Raw genomic sequence first — 20,981 nt, forward strand, 5'->3', positions numbered from 1 at the left:
CCAGAGCCCAAGGACAGATACAAGGGTGCGCCGTGCGCACCGTTCTACCGCCGGTGTCTTGCGGTGCGCGCGGCGCACCCTACGAGATCAGCTCACCTTTTCACCGTGCGCCTGCTTGTCGGCGTGGTAGGAGGAGCGCACCAGCGGACCGCAGGCCGCCTGCTTGAAGCCGATCTGTTCGGCGTAGCGGCGGTATTCCTCGAATTCGTCCGGGTGTACGTAGCGCTGCACCGGCAGGTGCTCCTTGCTCGGCTGCAGGTACTGGCCGATGGTGAGCATGTCGATATCGTGCTCGCGCATGTCGTCCAGCACGCGGAAGATTTCTTCCTTCTCTTCCCCCAGGCCCACCATCAGGCCGGACTTGGTCAGCACGTCCGGGCGGCGCTTCTTGTATTCCTGCAGCAGTTTCAACGACCACTTGTAGTTGGCGCCGGGACGGGATTCGCGATAGAGGCGCGGCACGGTCTCCAGGTTGTGGTTGAAGACGTCCGGGGCCTCGGCCTCGAGGATATCCAGTGCCACATCCATACGGCCGCGGAAGTCCGGGGTGAGGATTTCCACCTGCAACTCCGGCGAGTGCTCGCGCGCAGTGCGGATACAGTCGGCGAAGTGGGCGGCGCCGCCGTCACGCAGGTCGTCGCGGTCCACCGAGGTGATAACCACGTAGCGCAGGCTCATGGCGGCGATGGCTTCCGCCAGGTGCTGCGGTTCTTCCGGGTCCAGCGGCAGCGGCTTGCCATGGCCCACGTCGCAGAAGGGGCAGCGGCGGGTGCAGATCTCCCCCATGATCATGAAGGTGGCGGTACCGCCGCTGAAGCATTCGTGCAGATTCGGGCAGCTGGCCTCCTCGCACACGGTGGACAGTTTCTGCGAGCGCAGGATTTTCTTGATGCGGTCCACTTCCTTGGAAGCGGGCACCTTGACGCGAATCCAGTCCGGCTTGCGCAGCACATTGTCGCTGGCAATCACCTTGACCGGAATGCGTTCCACCTTCTCGCCGTCGCGGAGCTTTTCGCCCTGCTGCAGGCGGCGGGTACGTTTTACCGGTACCAGGTCGGGTTTTTCAGCCATTAATCGTTCCTTTGCGCCAATCGGGAAAACAGGTTTTCGTCCAGGGGTTGCCAGTTGGACTCGGGCAATGCGAGCGCGCGCTGTAGTTCGCGCACGAAAATTTCCGCCACCGACAGCCACGGCGGCGTCGATTCCAGCAGCTCTGCCATTTGCACCATCTGCATGCCCGCATAGCCGCAGGGATTGATGCGCAGGAAGGGCGCCAGGTCCATATCGATATTGATCGCGATACCGTGGAAACTGCAGCCGCGGCGTACGCGCAGGCCGATGGAGGCGATCTTGTTGCCGGCCCGCGATCCCTCACTCAGGTAGACGCCGGGGGCATCGGGTCGCGGTGCGGCGGCGATGCCGTATTCCTTCAGCATTTCCACGGTAGCGATTTCCAGCGCCGTGACCAGGCCCCGCACGCCCACTTTGCAACGCCGCAAATCCAGCAGCGGGTAGACGACCAATTGGCCGGGGCCGTGATAGGTCACCTGGCCGCCGCGATCCACCTGTACCACCGGGATATCGCCGGTATTCAACAGGTGCTCGGCCCTGCCCGCCTGGCCCTGGGTGAACACCGGTTCGTGTTCCACGCACCAGATCTGGTCCCGGCTGTCCCCGTCGCGGGTATCGGTGTAGTGGGCCATGGCGTGCCAGACGGATTCGTAGTCGCGGCGGCCCAGGTTCCTGACGACTGCCACGATCACATCACCATATGCACGGAGGGGTGCGCCTTCAACTCCTCGAACAGCGCCCGCAGCTGCGGTTCGCCGGTGGCGACGATGTAGAAGGTCATGGAGATGAAGCGGCCGTTGCGGCTATCGCGCAGTGAGATGCGCTCCTCGTCCAGGTCCGGGGCGTGGCGGCGCATCACTTCCAGCACGAATTCGTGTGCCTCACCATCGGCGTCGCGGACCACCTTGACCATGTAGTCTTCACAGGGGAATTCGATTTTGGGGGGCTGTTGCTGGCTGGGATCTCTACTCATACCACTCTCCGGGGCCGCGCGGATGGAGATGATCGGGCTGCGGCCGGGGCGCGATTATACAGTGGTGCGCGTTTTGTGGACAGGGAGGGGCGGGATCAGTCGTAAGGGCGAATCTGGTGCTCGCCCGGGCGGGCCTGCGGTCCGCTGGCCGAGCTAGAGCTCGGCGTTCCCAGAGGGGGCTTGCGTCCGCCGCTTTGCGGAGCTGGCGGCGGGCGCTCCCGAGCTCCGCGATCCCGAACTAGAAGAAACTCATGACAAAGCGCTTCAGGGCATCCCAGATGCGCTTGAAGAAGCCGGCCTTCTCTACGTCCTCGGCGGCGACGGCCTCGACGTCGGCGATGGTTTCGCCGTCCAGGGTCACGACCACCTTGCCCACCGGCTCGCCCTTCTCCAGCGGCGCTTCCAGCTCGCCGTCGACGATCAGGTCCGCCTTGATGCTGTCCTCGCCGCCGCGGGGGATGGTGGCGAAGACGTCCTCGGCCACGGCGATACCCACTTCCGGTGCCACACCACCCCAGATACGCTCGGTCTGCAGCACGTCGCTGCTGCTGTAGACCTTGTGGGTCTGGTAGTAGCGGAAACCGTAGGCCAGCAGTTTCTGGGATTCGGCGGCGCGCTGTTCGTCACTGTCGGTACCGACCACGACGGAGATCAGGCGCATACCGCGCTTGACCGCCGAGGCCACCAGGCAGTAGCCGGCGGCCTCGGTGTGGCCGGTCTTGATGCCGTCTACAGCCGGATCCCGCCACAGCAGGCGGTTGCGGTTGGGCTGGTTGATACCGGCGTAGTTGAAGTACTTCTCGGAATAGATATCGTAGTGATCCGGGTGATCGGCAATCAGCGCACGGGCGAGCGTGCCCAGGTCGCGCGCGGTGGTCAGGTGCCCGTCCGCCGGCCAGCCGGTGGCGTTGACGAAATGGGTATCCTCCATGCCCAGCAGTTCCGCCTGCTGGTTCATGACCTCGGCGAAAACCTCTTCGCTGCCGGACACATACTCCGCCAGGGCGATGCTGGCATCGTTGCCGGACTGTACGATCACGCCGCGCAGCAGGTCGATTACCGGCACCTTGTCACCGACCTTGACGAACATCTTGGAACCGCCCTTCTTCCAGGCTTTTTCCGAAATGCGCACCGGATCGCTTTCCTTGATGGCGCCTTTCTCGATCTCCTCGGAGACGATATAAGCGGTCATCATCTTGGTCAGGCTCGCGGGCGGAATCTGCTTGTCGATGTTGTGTTGCACCAGTATCTGGCCGGTGTGCGCATCCAGCAGCAGATAGGCGTCGGCAGCCAGCTCCGGCGGCGCCGGAATCAGCGGTTTGTCGGCGTGTGCCTGGACGGCACCGAATAACAGGATTAAGCAGGCAGCGATGCGTTTGATCATGGGAGAACGTCTCTATTCCTCGTGTTCTTCAATATCCTGACAGCGGATTCTTTCTGGTTACTCGTAAACCACCTGCGGCTCGCCCAGGCGGTTTTCCTCCACCGATTCGCGCGCCGCGACCAGCGCGCGCTGCTGGCTGAGTGGCCCTATCCGCACGCGGTAGAGTTTCTTGCCACTGCGATCAACGGGACTGACGGACACAGGATAGTCGACGGCCGCCGCAACCCGCGCGCGCACCCGCTCGGCCTTGTCGGGGCTGCCGTAGGCGCCAACCTGTAGGTAGGTGTTGTCGGGCAATTTGAAGCTCGCATCCTGCGCCAACACCTCGCGCGCGGCAACATCTTTTTCCAGCGCCAGGGTTTCCCCGGCGGCCGGCAGCGAATCCGGGTCCAGCGCGACGACTTCGACCCGCGCCACACCCTTTTCGGTATAGCCCAGTTTCTGCGCGGCAGTATAACTCAGGTCGATGATACGCCCGGGCACGAAGGGACCGCGATCGTTGACACGCACGATCACACTGTGACCGTTCTCCAGATTGGTCACCTTGGCGTAACTGGGCAGTGGCAGGCTTTTGTGCGCAGCCGACATGGCGTACATATTGTAGACCTCACCATTGGCCGTACGCTTGCCATGGAATTTGGTGCCATACCAGGAGGCGTGGCCGCGCTCGCGGTAGCCCTTGACGCCGGTGCGCACCCGGTAGGTGACACCGTTGACCCGGTAGGGGGATTTATTGCCGGCCTTGCCGATGGGTTCGCGCACCGGTGTCGGTTCCGGCGCAGCCAGCATATCCACCGGTTGCAGCGGGCCGCTGTCCTGGACCGGATCCGGCTGTTCTTTTTTCGGTTTGCCCGGCTGACCGCTACAGGCCGCCAGTACCAGAGCAGCCAATGCCACTCCCAGTTGCGCTTTGCACTGAAACATGATTCCCCCCGGCGTGCGGTCGATACTGCCGCTCCCTGGTCGCTATTATTCGAAAATGTTCACTTAATTTGAATCAGTTCGATTGGTGGTTTTGTTTTTGGTTCCCGGGCGCTTCGACCGCCCTCTCCCCCGGCCCCACTGATTCGCGCCATCCATGGCGCTCACCGGCTGCGCGGGCGCCTTCGGCGCCCAAATGTGTCCCGCGGGAGAGGGGCGTTATTCTTTCGGGCTCCGTGGCCCAGTCCCGGCTTACGACCGCCCCCCGCGCGCCTTGACGATATCCTGCGCCAAGTCGTAGGCAGCCATGGCGTAGAGGCGGCTGCGATTGTAGCGGGTGATGACCGAGAAATTGTTCAGGCCGATCCAGTACTGTTTCCCGTTCTCTGTCTGCAGGGAAAAAACGTTGGCGGGCATATCCGGCTCCACCTGGGCCGTGGTGGTAAAGCCCTTTTCCGCCAGCTCGCCGACCGTCCACTTGGGGTCGAGGGAATCGTTGACGACGGTCATGTCCGCATTGGGGCGGGGCGTCGCCAGTACCGCCACCGGCTCGCCGCGTTCCCAGCCGTGCTCGGCAAAGTAGTTGGCAACACTGCCAATGGCGTCCTCGGTATCCTCCCAGATATCCACATGACCGTCGCCGTTGAAGTCCACTGCATAGGCGCGGTAGCTCGACGGCATGAACTGGCCGAATCCCATGGCGCCGGCGTAGGAGCCTTTCAATGTGGCGGGATCGACCTCCTGGTCGCGGGTCAGTAGCAGGTAGTTCTCCAGCTCCTTGGTGAAGAACTTGGAGCGTCGCGGATAGTTGAAGGCCAGGGTCGCCAGCGCATCCAGCACCCGGTAGCCGCCCATATTGCCGCCGTAACGGGTCTCGATGCCGATAATGGCGACGATCATCTCCGCCGGCACGCCGTACTTTTCCGAAGCCTCTGTCAGGACCTGGGCATTTTTGTCCCAGAAATCCACGCCGCCGGCGACACTGGCCGGGGTCACGAACAGGTTGCGGTACTCGTACCAGGGCTTGGCCTTCTCGGCGGGGCGCTTGATCGCCTTGAGAATGGCGTCCTTGCGCTTGGCCTCGCGCATCAGCTCTACCATTTCATCGCGGTCGAAGTCGTGTTTCTCCACCATGTAGTCGACGAAGATCCTGGCATTGGCGTTGTCGCCGTGGCCGGATTCCTGAGCGCAGGCGGCGAGCATCATGCCCATTCCAGCCAATAGTCCTGTGGTCCACTTCAAAACAACCGCTCCTGTTCCCATATTACTGCTCTACATCCCGATTTTTATGTTTGCCGCCGGCTAGAAAGAAACCCTACGCCGCTCGGTCCCTATGGCCATCAGCACCCCGAAACCCGCCATCAGCGTAATCATGGCGGTACCGCCGTGACTGACCAGGGGCAAGGGTACCCCCACCACCGGCAGTAAGCCGGTAACCATTCCGATATTCACAAACACATAGACAAAAAATGTCAGTGTAATACTCCCCGCCAACAGCCGGCCGAAGACATCCTGGGCCATAAAACTAATATAGATGCCCCGGGCGATGATCAGGACGTACAGCAGCAATAGCAGCAGCGCACCGCGCATCCCCCACTCTTCCGACAGCACCGCGATAATAAAATCCGTGTGACTTTCGGGCAAAAAGTCCAGTTGCGACTGGGTGCCCTGCATGAACCCCTTGCCGTAGAGGCCGCCGGAGCCGATCGCCGCCTTGGACTGGAAGATATTCCAGCCGGCGCCGAGCCGGTCCACATCCGGGTTGAACAGGGTCAGGATGCGCTGGCGCTGATATTCACGCAGGCCCCACTCCCAGATCGGGTAGGAGGCCGCCGCCAGCATCAGGAAAGCGCCGACGATCAGCTTCCAGCTGAGGCCGGCCAGATAGAGGGCAAAAAGGCCCGAGGCGGCAATCAGGATGGCGGTGCCGAGATCCGGCTGGCGCACGATCAAGGCCGCCGGCACCGCCACGATCACCAGCGCACCGAGCACGGTCAGGAAAGACGGCGGCAGGTTGCGCCGATGCAGAAAAGCCGCCACCGACATCGGCACCGCCAGTTTCAGCGCCTCCGACGGCTGAAAGCGGAAACCGGCGATTTCCAGCCAGCGCTGTGCCCCCTTGGCGCCGACACCAAAAAACAGCACTGCCGCCAACAGCCCGCAGCCACCCACGTAGAGCCAGGGCGACCAGCGCCGGTACATATCCAGCGGTATCTGTGCGGCCACCACCATCACCGCCAACGCCATGCCCAGGAACACCGACTGGCGGCGCACATAGTGCACTTCGCCGCCGGAGGCGCTGTAGAGTACCACCAGGCCCACACTGGCCAGCACCAGCAGCAATACCAGCAGCGGCACGTCGATATGCCAGCGGCGCGAGAAACTCACCGGGCGGCCGAGACCGCCGTGGGAATCCGGCAGGCGGTGCATGTAATCGCGGCTAGCCACGTGTCTCCTCCCCCTCTGTTCTTTCCACCGCACCTGCGTCGGCAGTTTCCTCCAGCGGGCGGGACAGCCAGTCGCGGAAGACCTCCCGCGCCACCGGCGCGGCCACACGGCCGCCGCCCTCGCCGTTTTCCACCAGCACCGATACGGCTATCTGCGGATCGTCCAAAGGTGCGAAGGCCACAAACAGGGCGTGATCGCGGTGGCGCTCCTTGAGCGCCTCGGAGTCATACTGCGCGCCCTGGGCAATACCCACCACCTGGGCGGTACCGGATTTGCCGGCGACCTTGAAATCCAGCCCCTGGCCGGCGCGCTTGCCGGTGCCATGCACGTTGTAGACCACTTCCTCCATGCCCTTGAAGATCAGGTCCCAGTACTCGGGTTTGGCTTCCACGTGATGCAACATCTCCGGTGGCAACTCCCGGCCGTCCACCGCCCTCACCATCTGCGGCCGGTAGTGGGTGCCGCGATTGGCGATGGTGGCAGTCATCACCGCCAGTTGCAGTGGCGTGGCCAGCACGAAGCCCTGGCCCAGCACCGCGTTCAGGTTGTCGCCGGGAAACCAGGGCAGGCCGCGGGCGCCGCGCTTCCACTCCCGCGACGGGAAGATACCGGAACTTTCCACCGGCAGGTCGATGCCGGTTTTTTCGCCCAGGCCGAAGCGGGTGGCGATATCGTGCATCTGGTCGATATTCCAGCGCGCCGCCATATCGTAGAAATAGACATCACAGCTCTCCGTCAGCGCCTGGATCAGGTCCACATCGTCGCCGTGCCCCCAGCGTTTCCAGTCTCGGTAGCGGCGGTCGTCGTTGGGCAGGACGTAATAGCCGGGATCGTCGACCGTGTGTTCGGCGTCGATCACGCCGTCGGACAGGCCGCCCAGGGCCATCATCGGTTTCAGTGTCGAGCCGGCCGGGTACTGGCCCTGCACGGCGCGGTTGAACAGTGGCACATCGAGGGAATCGGACAGCGCGCGGTAGTCCTCGAAACTGATCCCGGTGACGAACAGGTTGGGGTCGAAGGAGGGCCTGCTGACGAACGACAAGACACCGCCGGTCTTCACATCGATGGCCACCACGGCACCGCGGTTGTCGCCCAGCGCTTCGGAAGCGACTTTCTGCAGGCGCGCATCCAGGTTCAGGGTCAGTTCCTGGCCGGGTTTGGGGTCGTGGCGCTCCAGCACCTTGAGCACCCGGCCTCGGGCGTTGGTTTCTACATTCTCGTAGCCGACTTCACCCAGCAGCGGGTCCTCGTAGGAACGTTCCAGTCCCACCTTGCCGATACTCTGGGTGCCCCGGTAACGACGCACGTCCTCGTCGGTGAAGCGCGCCAGTTCGCGGTCGTTGATACGGCCCACATAGCCGACACTGTGGGCGAACAATTCTTCCAGCGGATAGTAGCGCACCAGCTCCGCCTCCACCGAGACGCCGGGCAGGCGGAATTCGTTCACGCTGATGCGGGCGATCTCTTCTTCATTGAGACGAAAGCGCAGCGGTATCGGCTCGAAGGGGCGCCGGCGCTCCGTACGCTGGCGGAATTTCTTCACGTCTGCGTCGTCGAGCTGGATCAGCCGGCCGATCAGCTCCAGGGTTGCATCCATATCCTGCACCCGCTCAAGCACGAGGGACAGGTTGTAGCTGGGACGATTGTCCGCCAGCAGGGTGCCGTTGCGATCGTAGATCAGGCCGCGGGTGGGCGGTACCGGGCGCACCTGGATACGGTTCTCGTCGGACTGGGTTCGGTAGTCGTCGTAGTTGACCACCTGCAGGTTGTAGAAGCGCACCACCAGCACCCCCAGCAACACCGACACCCCGGCCAGCGCCACCAGCATGCGGTTGCGAAACAGCCGCAGTTCGTTGTGGTGGTCTTTGAGATGCAGGTCCTGGGGCATGGGCGATCGGTGACTGGCGCGTATTTAATTGACTACTGAGTGTACAGATTTAATGATGAATGATGAACGATGAATGATGTGAAATTGCCAGGTTCGCAGGCTGTTCATCATTTGTGGTACGGGTGCCCCGCCAGCAGCGTCCAGGCCCGGTAGAGCTGTTCCGCCAGCAGCACCCGCACCAGCGGGTGCGGCAGGGTCAACGGCGACAGGGACCAGCGCTGTTTCGCCCGCGCCAGGCAGTCCGCCGACAGGCCATCGGGGCCGCCGATCAGCAGGGCCACATTGTCGCCCTGCATCTGCCAGTTCTCCAGCTGTTGCGACAGCTGCCCGGTGCTCCAAGGCTTGCCCTGCACATCCAGCGCGACCACATGGTCGCGCGGCGTCAGGGCCGCGAGCACCGCCTCGCCCTCTTTCCGGCGGGCCTTCTCCGCCAGCGCCGGCGAATTCTTGCGGCCGCGGTTGCCGAGCGGAATCTCCACCATCTCCAGCGCCAGCTCCCGCGGCAGGCGCCTGGCGTATTCGGCGTAGCCTTCCTGAACCCAGCCCGGCATCTTGCCGCCGGCGGCGATAATTCGGATCTTCATGGTTGCGACTGGCAGTCAGTGCTCAATCCCGGTGCGGGTCGCTGCCGTCCGCATCCTCGCGGGTATTCGGCATCATGGACCAGAGTTTTTCCAGGTCGTAGAAGCTGCGCACATCCGCCAGCATCACATGTACCACCAGATCGCCGTAGTCCACCAGCACCCACTCACCCTGCTCGGTGCCCTCGACACCGATGGGTCGCTCGCCGACCTGCTTGAGTTCGTCCACCACGTTGTCGGCCAGGGACTTCACCTGGCGGTTGGAGGTACCGGTACAGATAACCAGAGTCTCCATCACATCGGAAAGTTCCGATACATCCAGGGCAACAATATCCTGGCCCTTCAGGTCTTCCAGCGCCTCTACGGCGATTTCTTTGAAACTTGCCATAACACCTTTCATTTACCGGCCGCCGGGGCGGCCTGTCGATAGAGTTGATTGTCTTCAATATATTGCAGCACCGCCGCCGGCAGCAGGAAGCGCGGCGACTGTCCGCCAGAGATCAGGTTGCGGATATCGGTGGCGGATATCGGCAGCAGCGTCTGCTCCCGAACCACCAGCCGCCCGCCCGGCTCGCTGTGCAGATGCTCCACCTCGCCGGCACGCCGCGCCAGCAATTCCGCCACTTCCGCTTCGGCACCGCCGTCGCCCTTCCGCGGCATCCGCCAGCCGGGTCGCGCCACCACCACCAGGTGCGCCAGCTCCAGCAGCCGCTCCCAGCGGTGCCAGGCGGGCAGCGTCAGCAGCGAATCCAGCCCCATGCAGAAGCTGACCGAGACGCCGTCTCCCAGTTCGCCGCGCAGTTGCTCCAGCGTATCCACGGTATAGGTATCGCCGCCGCGCACCAGCTCGCGGTCGTCCATCGACAGCTCGTCGCAGCCCCGCAGCGCCAGCGACAGCATCTCTCGCCTGTGTACAGCGGACACGCCGGGGCTCTCGCGGTGGCGCGGCCGGTGGCTGGGCAACAGGCGCATCTCTCCGAACCCCAGCGCCTGGCGCAGTTCCAGCGCCATGCGCAGGTGGCCGAAGTGCACCGGGTCGAAGGTACCGCCGAAGAGGGCGATGGTGCGCCGTTTGCTAGCCATCAGGTCCATTCACTGCCGGACAAGAGCGTAGGATGGGCAAAGGGAGCGCAGCGACGTACCCATCACTGATGGGCACGCTGCGCTTTGCCCACCCTACGGCCAGAGCCAGCCAATTACTCACGGATATGCCCATCGCCGAGTACGATCCACTTCTGCGACGTCAGCCCCTCGAGGCCCACCGGGCCGCGGGCGTGGATCTTGTCGGTGCTGATGCCGATCTCCGCCCCCAGGCCGTATTCGGCGCCGTCGGCGAAGCGGGTGGAGGCGTTGACGATGACCGAGCTGGAGTCCACTTCGCTGAGGAAGCGGCGCGCGCGGGTGTAGTCCTCGGTGACGACGGATTCGGTGTGGCCGGAGCCGTAGCGGGCGATGTGGTCCATGGCCGCGTCCAGGTCCACCAGCACGCGAATCGACAGCACCGGCGCCAGGTATTCCTCGCTCCAGTCGTCTTCGCCGGCGGCGACACAGTCGCTGAGAATCTTCTGCGTGCGCTCGCAGCCGCGCAACTCCACGCCCTTTTCGCGGTAGGCCGCGGCCAGGCGCGGCAGGATTTCGTCGGCGATGCCTTCCGCCACCAGCAGGGTTTCCATCGCGTTGCAGACGCCGTAGCGGTGGGTCTTGGCATTCAGGGCGATATTGAACGCCTTGTCCCGGTCCGCGCGGTCGTCGAGATAGACGTGGCAGACCCCGTGCAGGTGCTTGATCACCGGCACGCGCGCGTCGCGGCTGACGCGCTCGATCAGGCCGGTGCCGCCGCGGGGCACGATCACGTCCACGTATTCCGGCATGCCGATCATCGCCGCCACGGCCTCGCGGTCGGTGGTGTCCACCACCTGCACCGCCTCCTCCGGCAGCCCGGCTTCCTTCAGGCCGGCGGCGATACAGGCGGCGATGGCGCCGTTGGAGTGCAGGGCCTCGCTGCCGCCGCGCAGAATCGTGGCATTGCCGGATTTCAGGCACAGGCTGGCGGCGTCGATGGTCACATTGGGGCGGGATTCGTAGATGATGCCCACCACGCCAAGCGGCACGCGCATCTTGCCCACCTGGATACCGCTGGGGCGGTATTTGAGATCCTCGATCTCGCCCACCGGGTCCGGCAGTTCGGCGATCTGCGCCAGCCCATCGATCATGCCGTCGATGCGCGCGTCGGTCAGCTCCAGCCGGTCCAGCAGCGCCGCGTCCAGGCCGTTATCGCGCCCGGCCTGCATGTCCCTGCCATTGGCCTCCGCGATCTGCGCGCGCTGCGCATCCAGGTGCGCGGCAATGGCCCTGAGGGCGCGGTTCTTGGTGCCGGTATCGGCGCGCGCAACAGCGCGGGCGGCCGCGCGCGCGGCCCGGCCCATGGCTTCCAGCCGGGCGCGGGTGGATTGCCGATCGGCGGAATCAACGACGGAACTGTTCACTGTGGCTCTCCATGGCTGCATTCGACAGGGCCGCGCAGTATAACCCAGCGGGATCTTTTATGGTGGCCGCCGTCGGAGGGAACGAAAAAACCGGGGAACTACGCTTTCGACCATTCATCCAGGCTGGAGGCGATATCCGCCAACCGCACCAGCGGGTCGTCGATGGCCAGCAGCTCCACGCGCGCCTTGTCTTCCAGCGGCAGCAGCTGCGCCAACTGCCAGGACAGCGCATCGGCGGAATCCACCGGCGCGAATCTGAGCGGTAGCCCGGAGGCGTGCTCCTTGAGCTCGTCCAGCACCGCCAGCAGGCCGTCGCACTCCTCCGGCACCGGCTGTGGATCCGGCTCCGGCAGCCACTCCACGTCGCCGAGCAGCAGGCCGTCGTCGGCGCGGCTGGTGCCGGTGATGCGGAAACGGCGATCCCCTTCGACCTGCACGTGCAGCAGCCCCTCCTCGCCCTGGCTCCAGTCGACGATATTCACATGCAGCCCCAGTGGCCACACGGAAGCGCGCCCCACCTCGCCGCCCTCGCGGATCAGCGCCACGCCGAAGCCGGTATCCGCCTTCAGCGATTCGCTCACCAGGCGCAGGTAGCGCTGTTCGAAAATGCGCAGCGGCAGCGTCACGCCGGGATACAGCGCCACACTCAGTGGAAACAGGGGGATTTCTGGCAAAGCGCCCTCTTCTCATCTTGCGGGACCGATAATTCACAAAGATAACATCTGCTCCCACCGGATCGCACAAAGAATTCCGTGCCCACTGGACTAAGCTTTAAGTCAGTCGGGTTCCGGAGCGGAGGTGCCTGCCGATGGAACAAGCCGGGGCGGGGTGAGCCTTTCCGGGACACGTCGTGTATACGTCCCTGTAGACTTGTCTGCGAGGTCCCTCTCGCAGACAGTCCGAAAAGGCTCACCCCGCCCCGGCTCCCAGAACTGAAACCGGAAACCTTAAGCAATCGTTGTGGTGGGAAAAACCAATGCGCTGGCGCAAGGGTCGCAGAAGTAGCAACGTGGAGGATCGCCGCGGCGATTCATCGGGCATGGGCGGCGGCCTGGGCAACCTGCTGGCGCTGGCGCCCCTGCTGTTGCGCAGCAAGAAGGGCTGGCTGATCCTGGCCGCCCTCGCCGTCTTTTACTTTTTCTTCGACGGCAATCAACTGTTCCAGGACGGCCCGCCGCAGCCGGCTTCGGTGGATTCCGGGCAGCCCGGCGCGCCAGGCGACGAAGTGGCGGAGTTCGTGTCGGTGGTACTGGCGGATACCGAGGATACCTGGAGCGAGCTGTTCCGGGCCGCCGGCTCACAGTATACGCCGCCCAAGCTGGTGCTCTACGAAGAGATGGTGCGCTCCGCCTGCGGTATGAACAGCGCCGCCGTGGGCCCTTTCTACTGCCCGATGGACAGCAGGGTCTACCTGGACCTGCGCTTTCTCAACGATCTCCAACAGTTGGGGGCCCCCGGCGATTTCGCTTTCGCCTATGTGATCGCACACGAAGTGGGCCACCATGTGCAGAACCTGATGGGCGTATCGGAGAAGGTGCAGCAGGCGCGCGCGCAGTCGGACAAGGTCACCGCCAACCGGCTGTCGGTGATGCTGGAGCTGCAGGCGGACTGCTTCGCCGGCGTCTGGGCCTTCTACGCCCACCGCGACCGGCAGCTGCTGGAACCCGGCGACCTGGAAGAGGGGCTGGCGGCCGCGGCGGCGGTGGGCGACGACCGGCTGCAACAGCGCTCCGGCCGCACCGTGTCCCCGGACGCCTTTACCCACGGCAGCGCCAGGCAGCGCAGTCACTGGTTCGGCCGCGGCTTCGAGAGCGGCGACGTCAACCAGTGCAATACCTTCGCCGGGCTGGACGACTAGTGTGCTGACTGGTTAATTCGCATTGTTAACTGTGTTGGCTCGACTGACTGCATTGATGATGATCTCAACGCGTTTGGCCGATTATTACTAATGAAAATTAACCACACGGCCCACTACTGGATGCCCAGCCGGCGGCAGAATACTGCTAAGCTCTGCACAAACAGTCCCAAGGAGAACCCCTATGCCCAAAGCCACAGCCCGCCATATCCTGGTGGACAGCGAAGAAAAATGTAACGACCTGAAAAAGCAACTCGACGACGGCGCCGATTTCGGCATCCTGGCCGAGGAACACTCCCTGTGCCCATCGGGCCGCTCCGGCGGCAGCCTGGGGGAATTCAGCCAGGGCCAGATGGTGCCCGAGTTCGACGAGGCGGTATTTTCCGGCGAGTTGAACAAGGTACAGGGGCCGATCAAGACCCAGTTCGGCTACCACCTGCTGGAGGTCACCGACCGCAGCGATTGACCATCGCCGATGAACAAGCAGCAATAAAAAAGCCGGGCGCGAAATCGCGTCCGGCTTTTTTGCTTCAGCCTTTGAAAAATCCAGCCGTCAGGAGACCGCTTCGGCGGCCCTCTCCTCAGTCTCCTGCGGCTTTCCCGGCCCCTCCGGCGCGGGCAGCGGCTTGATCAGCAACAGCAACAGCGGCAGCAGTGTCAGCGAGCCCAGCAGCGCCGCGGTCATGGCCAGCGCGGTCAGCAGCCCGAAGTAGATGGATGGCACGAACTTGGACAGCGCCAGGATCGAGAAGCCGGCGATGATGGTAATGGCCGTGTAGAACATGGCCCGCCCGATGGTGGCGTGGCTGCGGTGCATGGTGGCCACATAGTCGCCGTCCTTCGCGAACTCGGCGCGAAAGCGGTACAGGTAGTGGATGGCGTGGTCCACGCCGATCCCGACGGTGATCGCGGCGATGGTGATGGTCATCATGTCCAGCGGAATACCGGCCAGGCCCATCCCCCCGAGCACCACGCAGGCGGCGAGCATATTCGGCACCAGGGCGATCACCGCCAGCCACAGGGAGCGGAACAGCACCAGGAACATCAGCAGGATACCCACGAACACCGCCCCCAGGGTCAGGATCTGGGACTTGAACAGGCTCTGCAGCATATTGTTGTAGAGCACTAGCAGGCCCGTCTGGTGGATATTCTCGGGTGCCACGCCCATTTCGTCTTCGGCGTAACGGTAGATGCGGTTGATCAGCTCTTCGCGGTGCAGGTTCGGGTCCGTTTCCATGGCCCGCAGGGTGATGCGCGCCTGGTTGTGCTCGATGGACAGATAGGGATCCACCAGCACATCGTTGATCTGTTCCGGGAGACTGGTGCGTGCCACCGCCAGCTCGAAGTCGTTCAGCGGGCCGTCGTTCAGGTCCCGCGCCACCTTGTAGAGGGTCGCCAGGGATTGCACCTTGCCGATTTCCGGCTGCTGCTCGAGAAAGTCGTGCAGCTGCTCGATCTTGGACAGGCCGGCGACGGTGAACCAGTAGCTGTCTTCCACCGCTTCGCCCCCGCCGCCGAAGGGATCCTCGCCGGCGGCGAAGGGGTCGCCCGTGGCAAACGGATCCTCTTCTGCGCCGGCATCCGCCGCGAAGGGATCCTCCTCGCCCGCGAACGCCGACTCCTCCCGCTCCGGCTGGTCGAGAATGATATCCAGCGTCACGGTGCCGCCCAGGCGGCGGTCGATTACCAGCATACCCTGGTAGATCTCGGTGGAGTCGTCGAAGTAGTCGATAAAACGGTTTTCCACCTTGAGCTGGGAAATCCCCACGGCGCTGGCCACCGCCGCCAGCAGCGATACACCGAGCACCACAGCGCGGCGCCGCTCGGCGAAGCGGGAGAAGAGCAGCGTAAAGGCGCTGTCGCTCTCCTTGCCGCCGGCGCTATCCTCACCGCTGCCGTCGGTGCGCTTCGACAACAGCATCAGCGCGGACGGAATGATCAGGAAGGACAGGGCCAGCGCCAGGGTGACCCCGATGGTCATCATCCAGCCGAAATCGATCACCGGGCGGATACCGCTGGCCACCAGCGATACGAAGGCGACGATGGTGGTCAGCGCCGTGTACAGGCAGGGCCTGGCCATAAAGCGCACCACCGCCAGCGCCAGCTCCTCGCGCGTCCACTCCGGGTTGCGGGCGGCGAGCTCGCGGTAGCGCACCGCCAGGTGGATGGTGATCGCCAGGGTGATGATCAGCAGCAGCGCCACGAAGTTGGCGGAGATCACCGTCAGGCGCCAGTCGAGCCAGCTCAGCAGCCCCAGCATGGTCACCGCGGCAATCACACAGGTGGACAGCGGCAGCAGCACCCAGCGCAGCTGGCGGAAGATGATCAGCAGGGTCGCGACGATAAAGATCAGGATACCCGTGCCGAACACCACCAGGTCGCTCTTGATGAACGAAACCATATCCGCGGTGATCATGGACACACCACCGAGGAACAGTTCGGCCTCATCGCGGTAGCCATCGATAATGCCGCGCACTGTCTCGACCCGCGCCCGCGACGCCTGCTCCCGGGACGTGCGGTGCTGCAGATAGGTCCGACCCACTTCCTCCAGGCGCGCGGCCTCCCCGGCGGACAGGCCCTCTTCACTGCGTTTGCGCCGCAGGGCATCGCGCTCGCGCACCAGCTCGATACCGCGGCTGTCCAGCTCCAGATTGACCAGCACAGCGGTGGTCTGGCCGTCCGGGCTCAGGATCAGATCGCGGTAGATGGGGCTGGAGAGGAACTCCTGCCGCGCCAGTTTTTTGTCGGTGCCCGGCGTGGACAGGGTGCGGATACCATCGGCCACATCGCTGATGGCGAGCTTGGGGCTGTACAGCAGCGGCACGTCGAGGATCGACTGCACACTGCTGACACCGTCCACCTGCGCCAGTTCGTCGCGCAGCTCGCGCAGGGTGGCCAGCGACTGGTCGCTGAACAGGTCGCCATCCTTATAGCGGTAGGTCACCACGAGAAAATCCCCGCTGGCGTAGCGCTCGGCGATTTCGCGGTAGTAGTCGAGCGCCTCGTCGGCCTCCAGGGTCAGGGAGTCCGCCGACGCATCCAGTTTGAAGCGCGGCAGCCCCAGTGCCGCACCCAGGGTAATCAGGGCCACAAACAGCAGCACCAGTTTCGGGCGCCGGGTGACGAGGTTTTCGTAGCAGGTCTTGAAAGCTGACAGCATAGGTTTTCGCTTAACTGGGAAAGGCCGGAATGCTCCGCCCCTACTGGTATTCTTTCGTCATACCGGCGAAGGCCGGAATCCAGTGCCACCAATCTGGATACCGGCCTTCGCCGGTATGACGACTCGTTAAGCCGGTATGACGGCTCGATAAAATGTCGACTAATAAGGTATTGATAGCGGTAGCTCTACCGATTCCTGTTCAGGGCTTGTCGATATGTCCCAGATCCCGCTCCGGGAACAACAGGTCGCGCACCCGTTGCTTGAGCTCCTTCGGGCCCGGGAAGCCGCCGTCGCGCTTGCGCTCCCACAGCAGCGCATCGCCGGCGCGTATCTCGAACACGCCGCCGCTGCCGGGCCGCAGCGCCACCTGCTCGAGATCCCCGGCAAAGGTGTAGAGCAGCTCCTGGGCCATCCAGGTGGCGCGCAGCATCCAGTTGCACTGGACGCAGTAGTGAATGGTCACACTCGGTTTCACCGACATCCCCCTCCCTTTCTCCCGATACATCGGGGTCTATTCGCCCCAACGGGGCAGCAGTTCCTGTTCCACACCCAGTTGGTCCAGCAGCCGCGCGACGATAAAATCCACCAGGTCCTCCAGGCTCTGCGGGCGCTGGTAGAAACCGGGGCTGGCCGGCAGCACGGTCGCGCCCATGCGGGTCAGCTTGAGCATATTCTCCAGATGAATCTCCGAATAGGGCGCCTCGCGCGGCACCAGCACCAGTTGGCGACGCTCCTTCAGGGCCACATCCGCGGCCCGCTCGATCAGGTTATTGGAGGCCCCGCAACTGATCGCCGACAGGGTGCCGCCGCTGGCCGGGCAGATCACCATGCTGGCGGGCGCGCCGGTGCCGGAGGCCACCGGCGAGAACCAGTCGGTCTTGGCAAACAGCTTCAACTGGCCCTCGCGCGCGCCGAAGCGGTCGCGCAGGAAGGCCTCCACCTCGGCATTGTCGCCCTCCGGCAGTTGGCAGTCGGTCTCGGTCCCGATCACCACCCGGGCTGCATCGGACATCAACAGCCACACTCGCACGTCCGCGGCCAGCAGGCACTGCAGCAGGCGCAGGCCATACTGGGCACCGGAGGCGCCGGTAATGGCGAGGGTGACGGTTTTGCTGAACGCGGTTTGATCCAAAATGAAGCCCCCTTGCCTCAGGCGCGGCCGTGTTTCTGTTCCAGCGCCCCCAGCAAGCGCTGGTGGATGCCGCCGAAGCCGCCGTTGCTCATGACCACTATGTGCGTTCCGGTCTCGGCCAGATTGATCGCGGATTCTACACCGGCGGCGATATTGTCGAAAATCTTTGCCGGCACAGTGGAGTGGTGAACCACTTCACCCAGGGACCAGTCCATCCCCTCCGGCTGGTACCAGAGCACCATATCCGCGCCGGTGCAGGCCTGGGCCAGCCGGTGCTGGTGACAGCCCATCCGCATGGTGTTGGAGCGCGGTTCGATCAGGGCGATGATTTTGCCGTCCCCCACTTTGGCGCGCAGGCCGTTCAGGGTGGACTCGATCGCGGTCGGGTGATGGGCGAAGTCGTCGTAGACGCTGATACCGGCCACCTCGCCCAGGCACTCCATGCGGCGCTTGACCCCCTCGAAACTGCCCAGCGAACGGGCGGAGAGATCGGGCGACACACCCACGTGGCGCGCGGCTGCCATGGCGGCGAGACCATTGCGCACATTGTGCATGCCGGTCAGGTCCCACTCCACCCGGGCTACCTCGGCATCGCGGAAGTTCACCGCAAAACTGCCGCCGTCCGCAGCGATATCCACCGCGCGCCAGTCGCCCAGGCGCACGCTGTCGTCGCCGTCGATGGAAAAGCGCTGTACCTCGCTCCAGCAACCCCGCTCCAGCACCGCCTCCACCGGCTCGTCGGCCGCGGACACGATCAGGCCATTGCCGGGCACGGTGCGTACCAGGTGGTGGAACTGGCGCTGGATGTCCCCCAGATCGTCGAAGATGTCCGCGTGGTCGAATTCCAGGTTGTTGATCACCAGGGTGCGCGGTCGGTAGTGGACGAACTTGGAGCGCTTGTCGAAGAAGGCGGTGTCGTACTCGTCCGCCTCCACCACGAAAAACGGCGTCTCCCCCAGGCGTGCGGACACGCCGAAGTTGCCGGGCACACCGCCGATCAGGAAGCCGGGATGCATATCCGCCTTTTCCAGAATCCACGCCAGCATCGCCGAGGTGGTGGTCTTGCCGTGGGTACCGGACACCGCCAGCACCCAGCGGTTGCCCAGGAAGTGGTCGCAGAGCCACTGGGCGCCGGAGGTATAGGGCAGGCCCTGCTCCAGCACCGCCTCCACCGCCGGATTGCCGCGGGACAGGGCATTGCCGATGATGACCAGGTCCGGCGCCGGCTCCAGCTGGGCCGGATCGTAGCCCTCGGTGAGCTGGATACCGGCCTGCTGCAACTGGGTGCTCATGGGCGGATAGACATTGGCGTCACTGCCGGTGACCCGGTGCCCCTCGGCCACGGCCAACTGGGCCAGGCTCCCCATAAAGGTGCCGCAGATACCTAGAATATGAATATGCATGGCGAAAATTTGTACTCCTGCAGATTGCGGCGCAAGCTTATCACGCCCATTGTGGCGGGGAATTGCCAAATCCCCCATTTCCGGTGCATTTGCAGCGCCGTTCCATTAGACTCCGCCCCCAAAATTTGCCGGCCTCCGCCCCCGCGGGGGACTAGAGCCCGAAAAGGGCCATCGGCACCACCAGCGCCCCGACAGCCTGCGAGCCCTCCGGCACGCCGGCCGCCGGGGCGCCCTTATTTGCAGGGTGAAACACCCGCATGCGCACTCAGCTAGCAGATGACGAAACAGGATGACCATGCCGAAGAAGAATGCCTTCTACGCCCAATCCGGCGGTGTAACCGCCGTGATCAACGCCTCCGCCTGCGGTGTAATCGAAGCCGCGCGGGAGCATGACGACAGAATCGACCGGGTCTACGCGGGACTGAACGGCATCGTCGGCGCGCTGCGCGAGGAACTGATCGACGTCAGCCAGGAGAGTGTGGACAGCATCGCCGCACTGCGCCACACCCCCTCCGGCGCCTTCGGCTCCTGCCGCTACAAGCTCAAGAGCCTGGAGCAGAACCGCGCCGAGTACGAACGCCTGATCGAGGTGTTCAAGGCCCACGATATCGGCTACTTCTTCTATAACGGCGGTGGCGATTCCGCCGACACTTGCCTCAAGGTCTCCCAGCTTTCCGAAAAGATGGGCTACCCGATCCGGGCCATCCACATCCCCAAGACCGTCGACAACGACCTGCCCATTACCGACAACTGCCCGGGATTCGGCTCGGTGGCCAAATACGTGGCCGTCTCCACCAAAGAGGCGGCGCTGGACGTGGCCTCTATGTGCGACACCTCCACCAAGGTTTTTATCCTCGAAGTGATGGGCCGCCACGCCGGCTGGATCGCCGCCGCCGGTGCCCTGGCCCAGGAAACCGAGGGCGACGCACCGCATGTCATCCTCTTCCCGGAAGTGGCCTTCGACAAGGAGAAGTTCCTCGCCCGGGTGCAGAAAACCGTGGAGGAGAAAGGCTACTGCGTGATCGTCGCCTCCGAGGGCGCCCAGTATGAAGACGGCACCTTCCTAGCCGACGCCGGCAGCGTCGATGCCTTCGGCCACAAGCAGCTCGGCGGTGTGGCCCCCACCCTCGCCAATATGGTGAAAAGCGAACTGGGCCTGAAATACCACTGGGCCCTGGCGGACTACCTGCAGCGCGCCGCACGCCATATCGCCTCCGCCACCGACGTGGAGCAGGCCTACGCCGTGGGCCGCGCCGCGGTGGAGATGGCGGCGGCCGGCAAGAACGCCATCATGCCGACCATCGAGCGCGCGCCCGGCCCGGATTACGACTGGTCCGTGGGCGAGGCGCCGCTGAACGAGATCGCCAACGTCGAGAAGATGATGCCGAAAGAATTTATCAGCGAGGACGGTTTCGGCATCACTGCGGCCGGGCGCGACTACCTGCTGCCGCTGATCCAGGGCGAGGACTACCCGCCCTATCATAACGGTGTGCCACAGTATGCGAAGCTGAAGAAGGTGTTGGTGGAGAAGAAACTGAAGGAGGGTTTCGACGTTTAACGACAAGCGGCGAACCACTGATCAAAGAACCCCGCCTCAACTTGGGGCGGATTTTTTCATGCATTTACTATCGATATGGAGATTAGGGTGCGCCGCGCGCACCCTGCGATTGATCCTGGCC

Annotated in this window: 20 protein-coding genes; 3 read left to right on the forward strand and 17 right to left on the reverse strand. The window is 64.0% G+C overall.

Annotation, left to right across the window (positions count from 1 at the left end; all coding sequences use genetic code 11):
• Window positions 1-87: 87 nt before the first annotated feature.
• From lipA to OQE62_RS10060, 13 genes are all read right to left on the reverse strand, one after another.
• Entirely contained in the window at window positions 88-1,071 is a 984-nt protein-coding gene (lipA, locus tag OQE62_RS10000; RefSeq protein WP_265721888.1) for a lipoyl synthase, read from the reverse strand.
• Entirely contained in the window at window positions 1,071-1,763 is a 693-nt protein-coding gene (gene lipB, locus OQE62_RS10005) for a lipoyl(octanoyl) transferase LipB (RefSeq protein ID WP_265721889.1), read from the reverse strand. Before lipB ends, lipA begins: the two co-directional genes overlap by 1 nt.
• Entirely contained in the window at window positions 1,760-2,044 is a 285-nt protein-coding gene (locus OQE62_RS10010) for an HP0495 family protein (RefSeq protein ID WP_265721890.1), read from the reverse strand. The genes lipB and OQE62_RS10010 overlap by 4 nt, the downstream gene beginning before the upstream one ends.
• Window positions 2,045-2,282: 238 nt before the next feature.
• Window positions 2,283-3,428 (reverse strand): D-alanyl-D-alanine carboxypeptidase family protein, encoded by a 1,146-nt coding sequence (locus OQE62_RS10015; protein ID WP_265721891.1) that lies wholly within the window; start codon window positions 3,426-3,428, stop codon window positions 2,283-2,285.
• A gap of 57 nt (window positions 3,429-3,485) precedes the next feature.
• A complete protein-coding gene (locus tag OQE62_RS10020; protein WP_265721892.1) occupies window positions 3,486-4,352 on the reverse strand; it encodes a septal ring lytic transglycosylase RlpA family protein in 867 nt (288 codons plus the stop codon).
• A gap of 249 nt (window positions 4,353-4,601) precedes the next feature.
• Entirely contained in the window at window positions 4,602-5,591 is a 990-nt protein-coding gene (gene mltB / locus OQE62_RS10025; RefSeq protein ID WP_265721893.1) for a lytic murein transglycosylase B, read from the reverse strand.
• A gap of 60 nt (window positions 5,592-5,651) precedes the next feature.
• On the reverse strand, window positions 5,652-6,797 hold the full coding sequence (gene rodA, locus OQE62_RS10030; protein WP_265721894.1) for a rod shape-determining protein RodA: 1,146 nt from the start codon (window positions 6,795-6,797) through the stop codon (window positions 5,652-5,654).
• Entirely contained in the window at window positions 6,790-8,685 is a 1,896-nt protein-coding gene (mrdA, locus tag OQE62_RS10035; protein ID WP_265721895.1) for a penicillin-binding protein 2, read from the reverse strand. Before mrdA ends, rodA begins: the two co-directional genes overlap by 8 nt.
• A 107-nt stretch (window positions 8,686-8,792) precedes the next feature.
• Window positions 8,793-9,269, reverse strand: coding sequence for a 23S rRNA (pseudouridine(1915)-N(3))-methyltransferase RlmH (gene rlmH / locus OQE62_RS10040; protein ID WP_265721896.1), 477 nt, complete (start codon window positions 9,267-9,269; stop codon window positions 8,793-8,795).
• A gap of 22 nt (window positions 9,270-9,291) precedes the next feature.
• Window positions 9,292-9,654, reverse strand: coding sequence for a ribosome silencing factor (rsfS, locus tag OQE62_RS10045; protein WP_265721897.1), 363 nt, complete (start codon window positions 9,652-9,654; stop codon window positions 9,292-9,294).
• 8 nt (window positions 9,655-9,662) lie between these two features.
• Window positions 9,663-10,349, reverse strand: coding sequence for a nicotinate-nucleotide adenylyltransferase (gene nadD / locus OQE62_RS10050; RefSeq protein WP_265721898.1), 687 nt, complete (start codon window positions 10,347-10,349; stop codon window positions 9,663-9,665).
• 113 nt (window positions 10,350-10,462) lie between these two features.
• Window positions 10,463-11,752, reverse strand: a complete 1,290-nt coding sequence (locus OQE62_RS10055) for a glutamate-5-semialdehyde dehydrogenase (protein WP_265721899.1) — start codon at window positions 11,750-11,752, stop codon at window positions 10,463-10,465.
• 98 nt (window positions 11,753-11,850) lie between these two features.
• Window positions 11,851-12,426, reverse strand: coding sequence for an LON peptidase substrate-binding domain-containing protein (locus tag OQE62_RS10060; protein ID WP_265721900.1), 576 nt, complete (start codon window positions 12,424-12,426; stop codon window positions 11,851-11,853).
• A 302-nt stretch (window positions 12,427-12,728) separates the two neighbouring features.
• Here OQE62_RS10060 and ypfJ point away from each other — a divergent pair, with 302 nt between their 5' ends.
• Window positions 12,729-13,610, forward strand: coding sequence for a KPN_02809 family neutral zinc metallopeptidase (ypfJ, locus tag OQE62_RS10065; RefSeq protein WP_265721901.1), 882 nt, complete (start codon window positions 12,729-12,731; stop codon window positions 13,608-13,610).
• Between the two features lie 181 nt (window positions 13,611-13,791).
• On the forward strand, window positions 13,792-14,073 hold the full coding sequence (locus tag OQE62_RS10070; protein ID WP_265721902.1) for a peptidylprolyl isomerase: 282 nt from the start codon (window positions 13,792-13,794) through the stop codon (window positions 14,071-14,073).
• A gap of 87 nt (window positions 14,074-14,160) precedes the next feature.
• On the opposite strand, the gene OQE62_RS10075 is transcribed toward OQE62_RS10070, so the two are convergent.
• From OQE62_RS10075 to mpl, 4 genes are all read right to left on the reverse strand, one after another.
• The gene (locus OQE62_RS10075) at window positions 14,161-16,767 is read right to left on the reverse strand and encodes an efflux RND transporter permease subunit (RefSeq protein ID WP_265721903.1); all 2,607 of its coding nucleotides are present in this window, start codon (window positions 16,765-16,767) and stop codon (window positions 14,161-14,163) included.
• 199 nt (window positions 16,768-16,966) lie between these two features.
• Window positions 16,967-17,248 (reverse strand): SelT/SelW/SelH family protein, encoded by a 282-nt coding sequence (locus OQE62_RS10080; protein ID WP_265721904.1) that lies wholly within the window; start codon window positions 17,246-17,248, stop codon window positions 16,967-16,969.
• A 30-nt stretch (window positions 17,249-17,278) separates the two neighbouring features.
• Entirely contained in the window at window positions 17,279-17,899 is a 621-nt protein-coding gene (locus OQE62_RS10085; RefSeq protein ID WP_377535659.1) for a flavin prenyltransferase UbiX, read from the reverse strand.
• A 17-nt stretch (window positions 17,900-17,916) separates the two neighbouring features.
• Window positions 17,917-19,302 (reverse strand): UDP-N-acetylmuramate:L-alanyl-gamma-D-glutamyl-meso-diaminopimelate ligase, encoded by a 1,386-nt coding sequence (gene mpl, locus OQE62_RS10090; protein ID WP_265721905.1) that lies wholly within the window; start codon window positions 19,300-19,302, stop codon window positions 17,917-17,919.
• 295 nt (window positions 19,303-19,597) lie between these two features.
• On the opposite strand from mpl, the gene OQE62_RS10095 reads away from it, so the two are divergent.
• Window positions 19,598-20,860, forward strand: a complete 1,263-nt coding sequence (locus OQE62_RS10095; protein ID WP_265721906.1) for a 6-phosphofructokinase — start codon at window positions 19,598-19,600, stop codon at window positions 20,858-20,860.
• Window positions 20,861-20,981: the final 121 nt, after the last annotated feature.

The sequence above is a fragment of the Microbulbifer halophilus genome (genome assembly GCF_026183675.1).
Lineage (GTDB): Bacteria > Pseudomonadota > Gammaproteobacteria > Pseudomonadales > Cellvibrionaceae > Microbulbifer > Microbulbifer halophilus.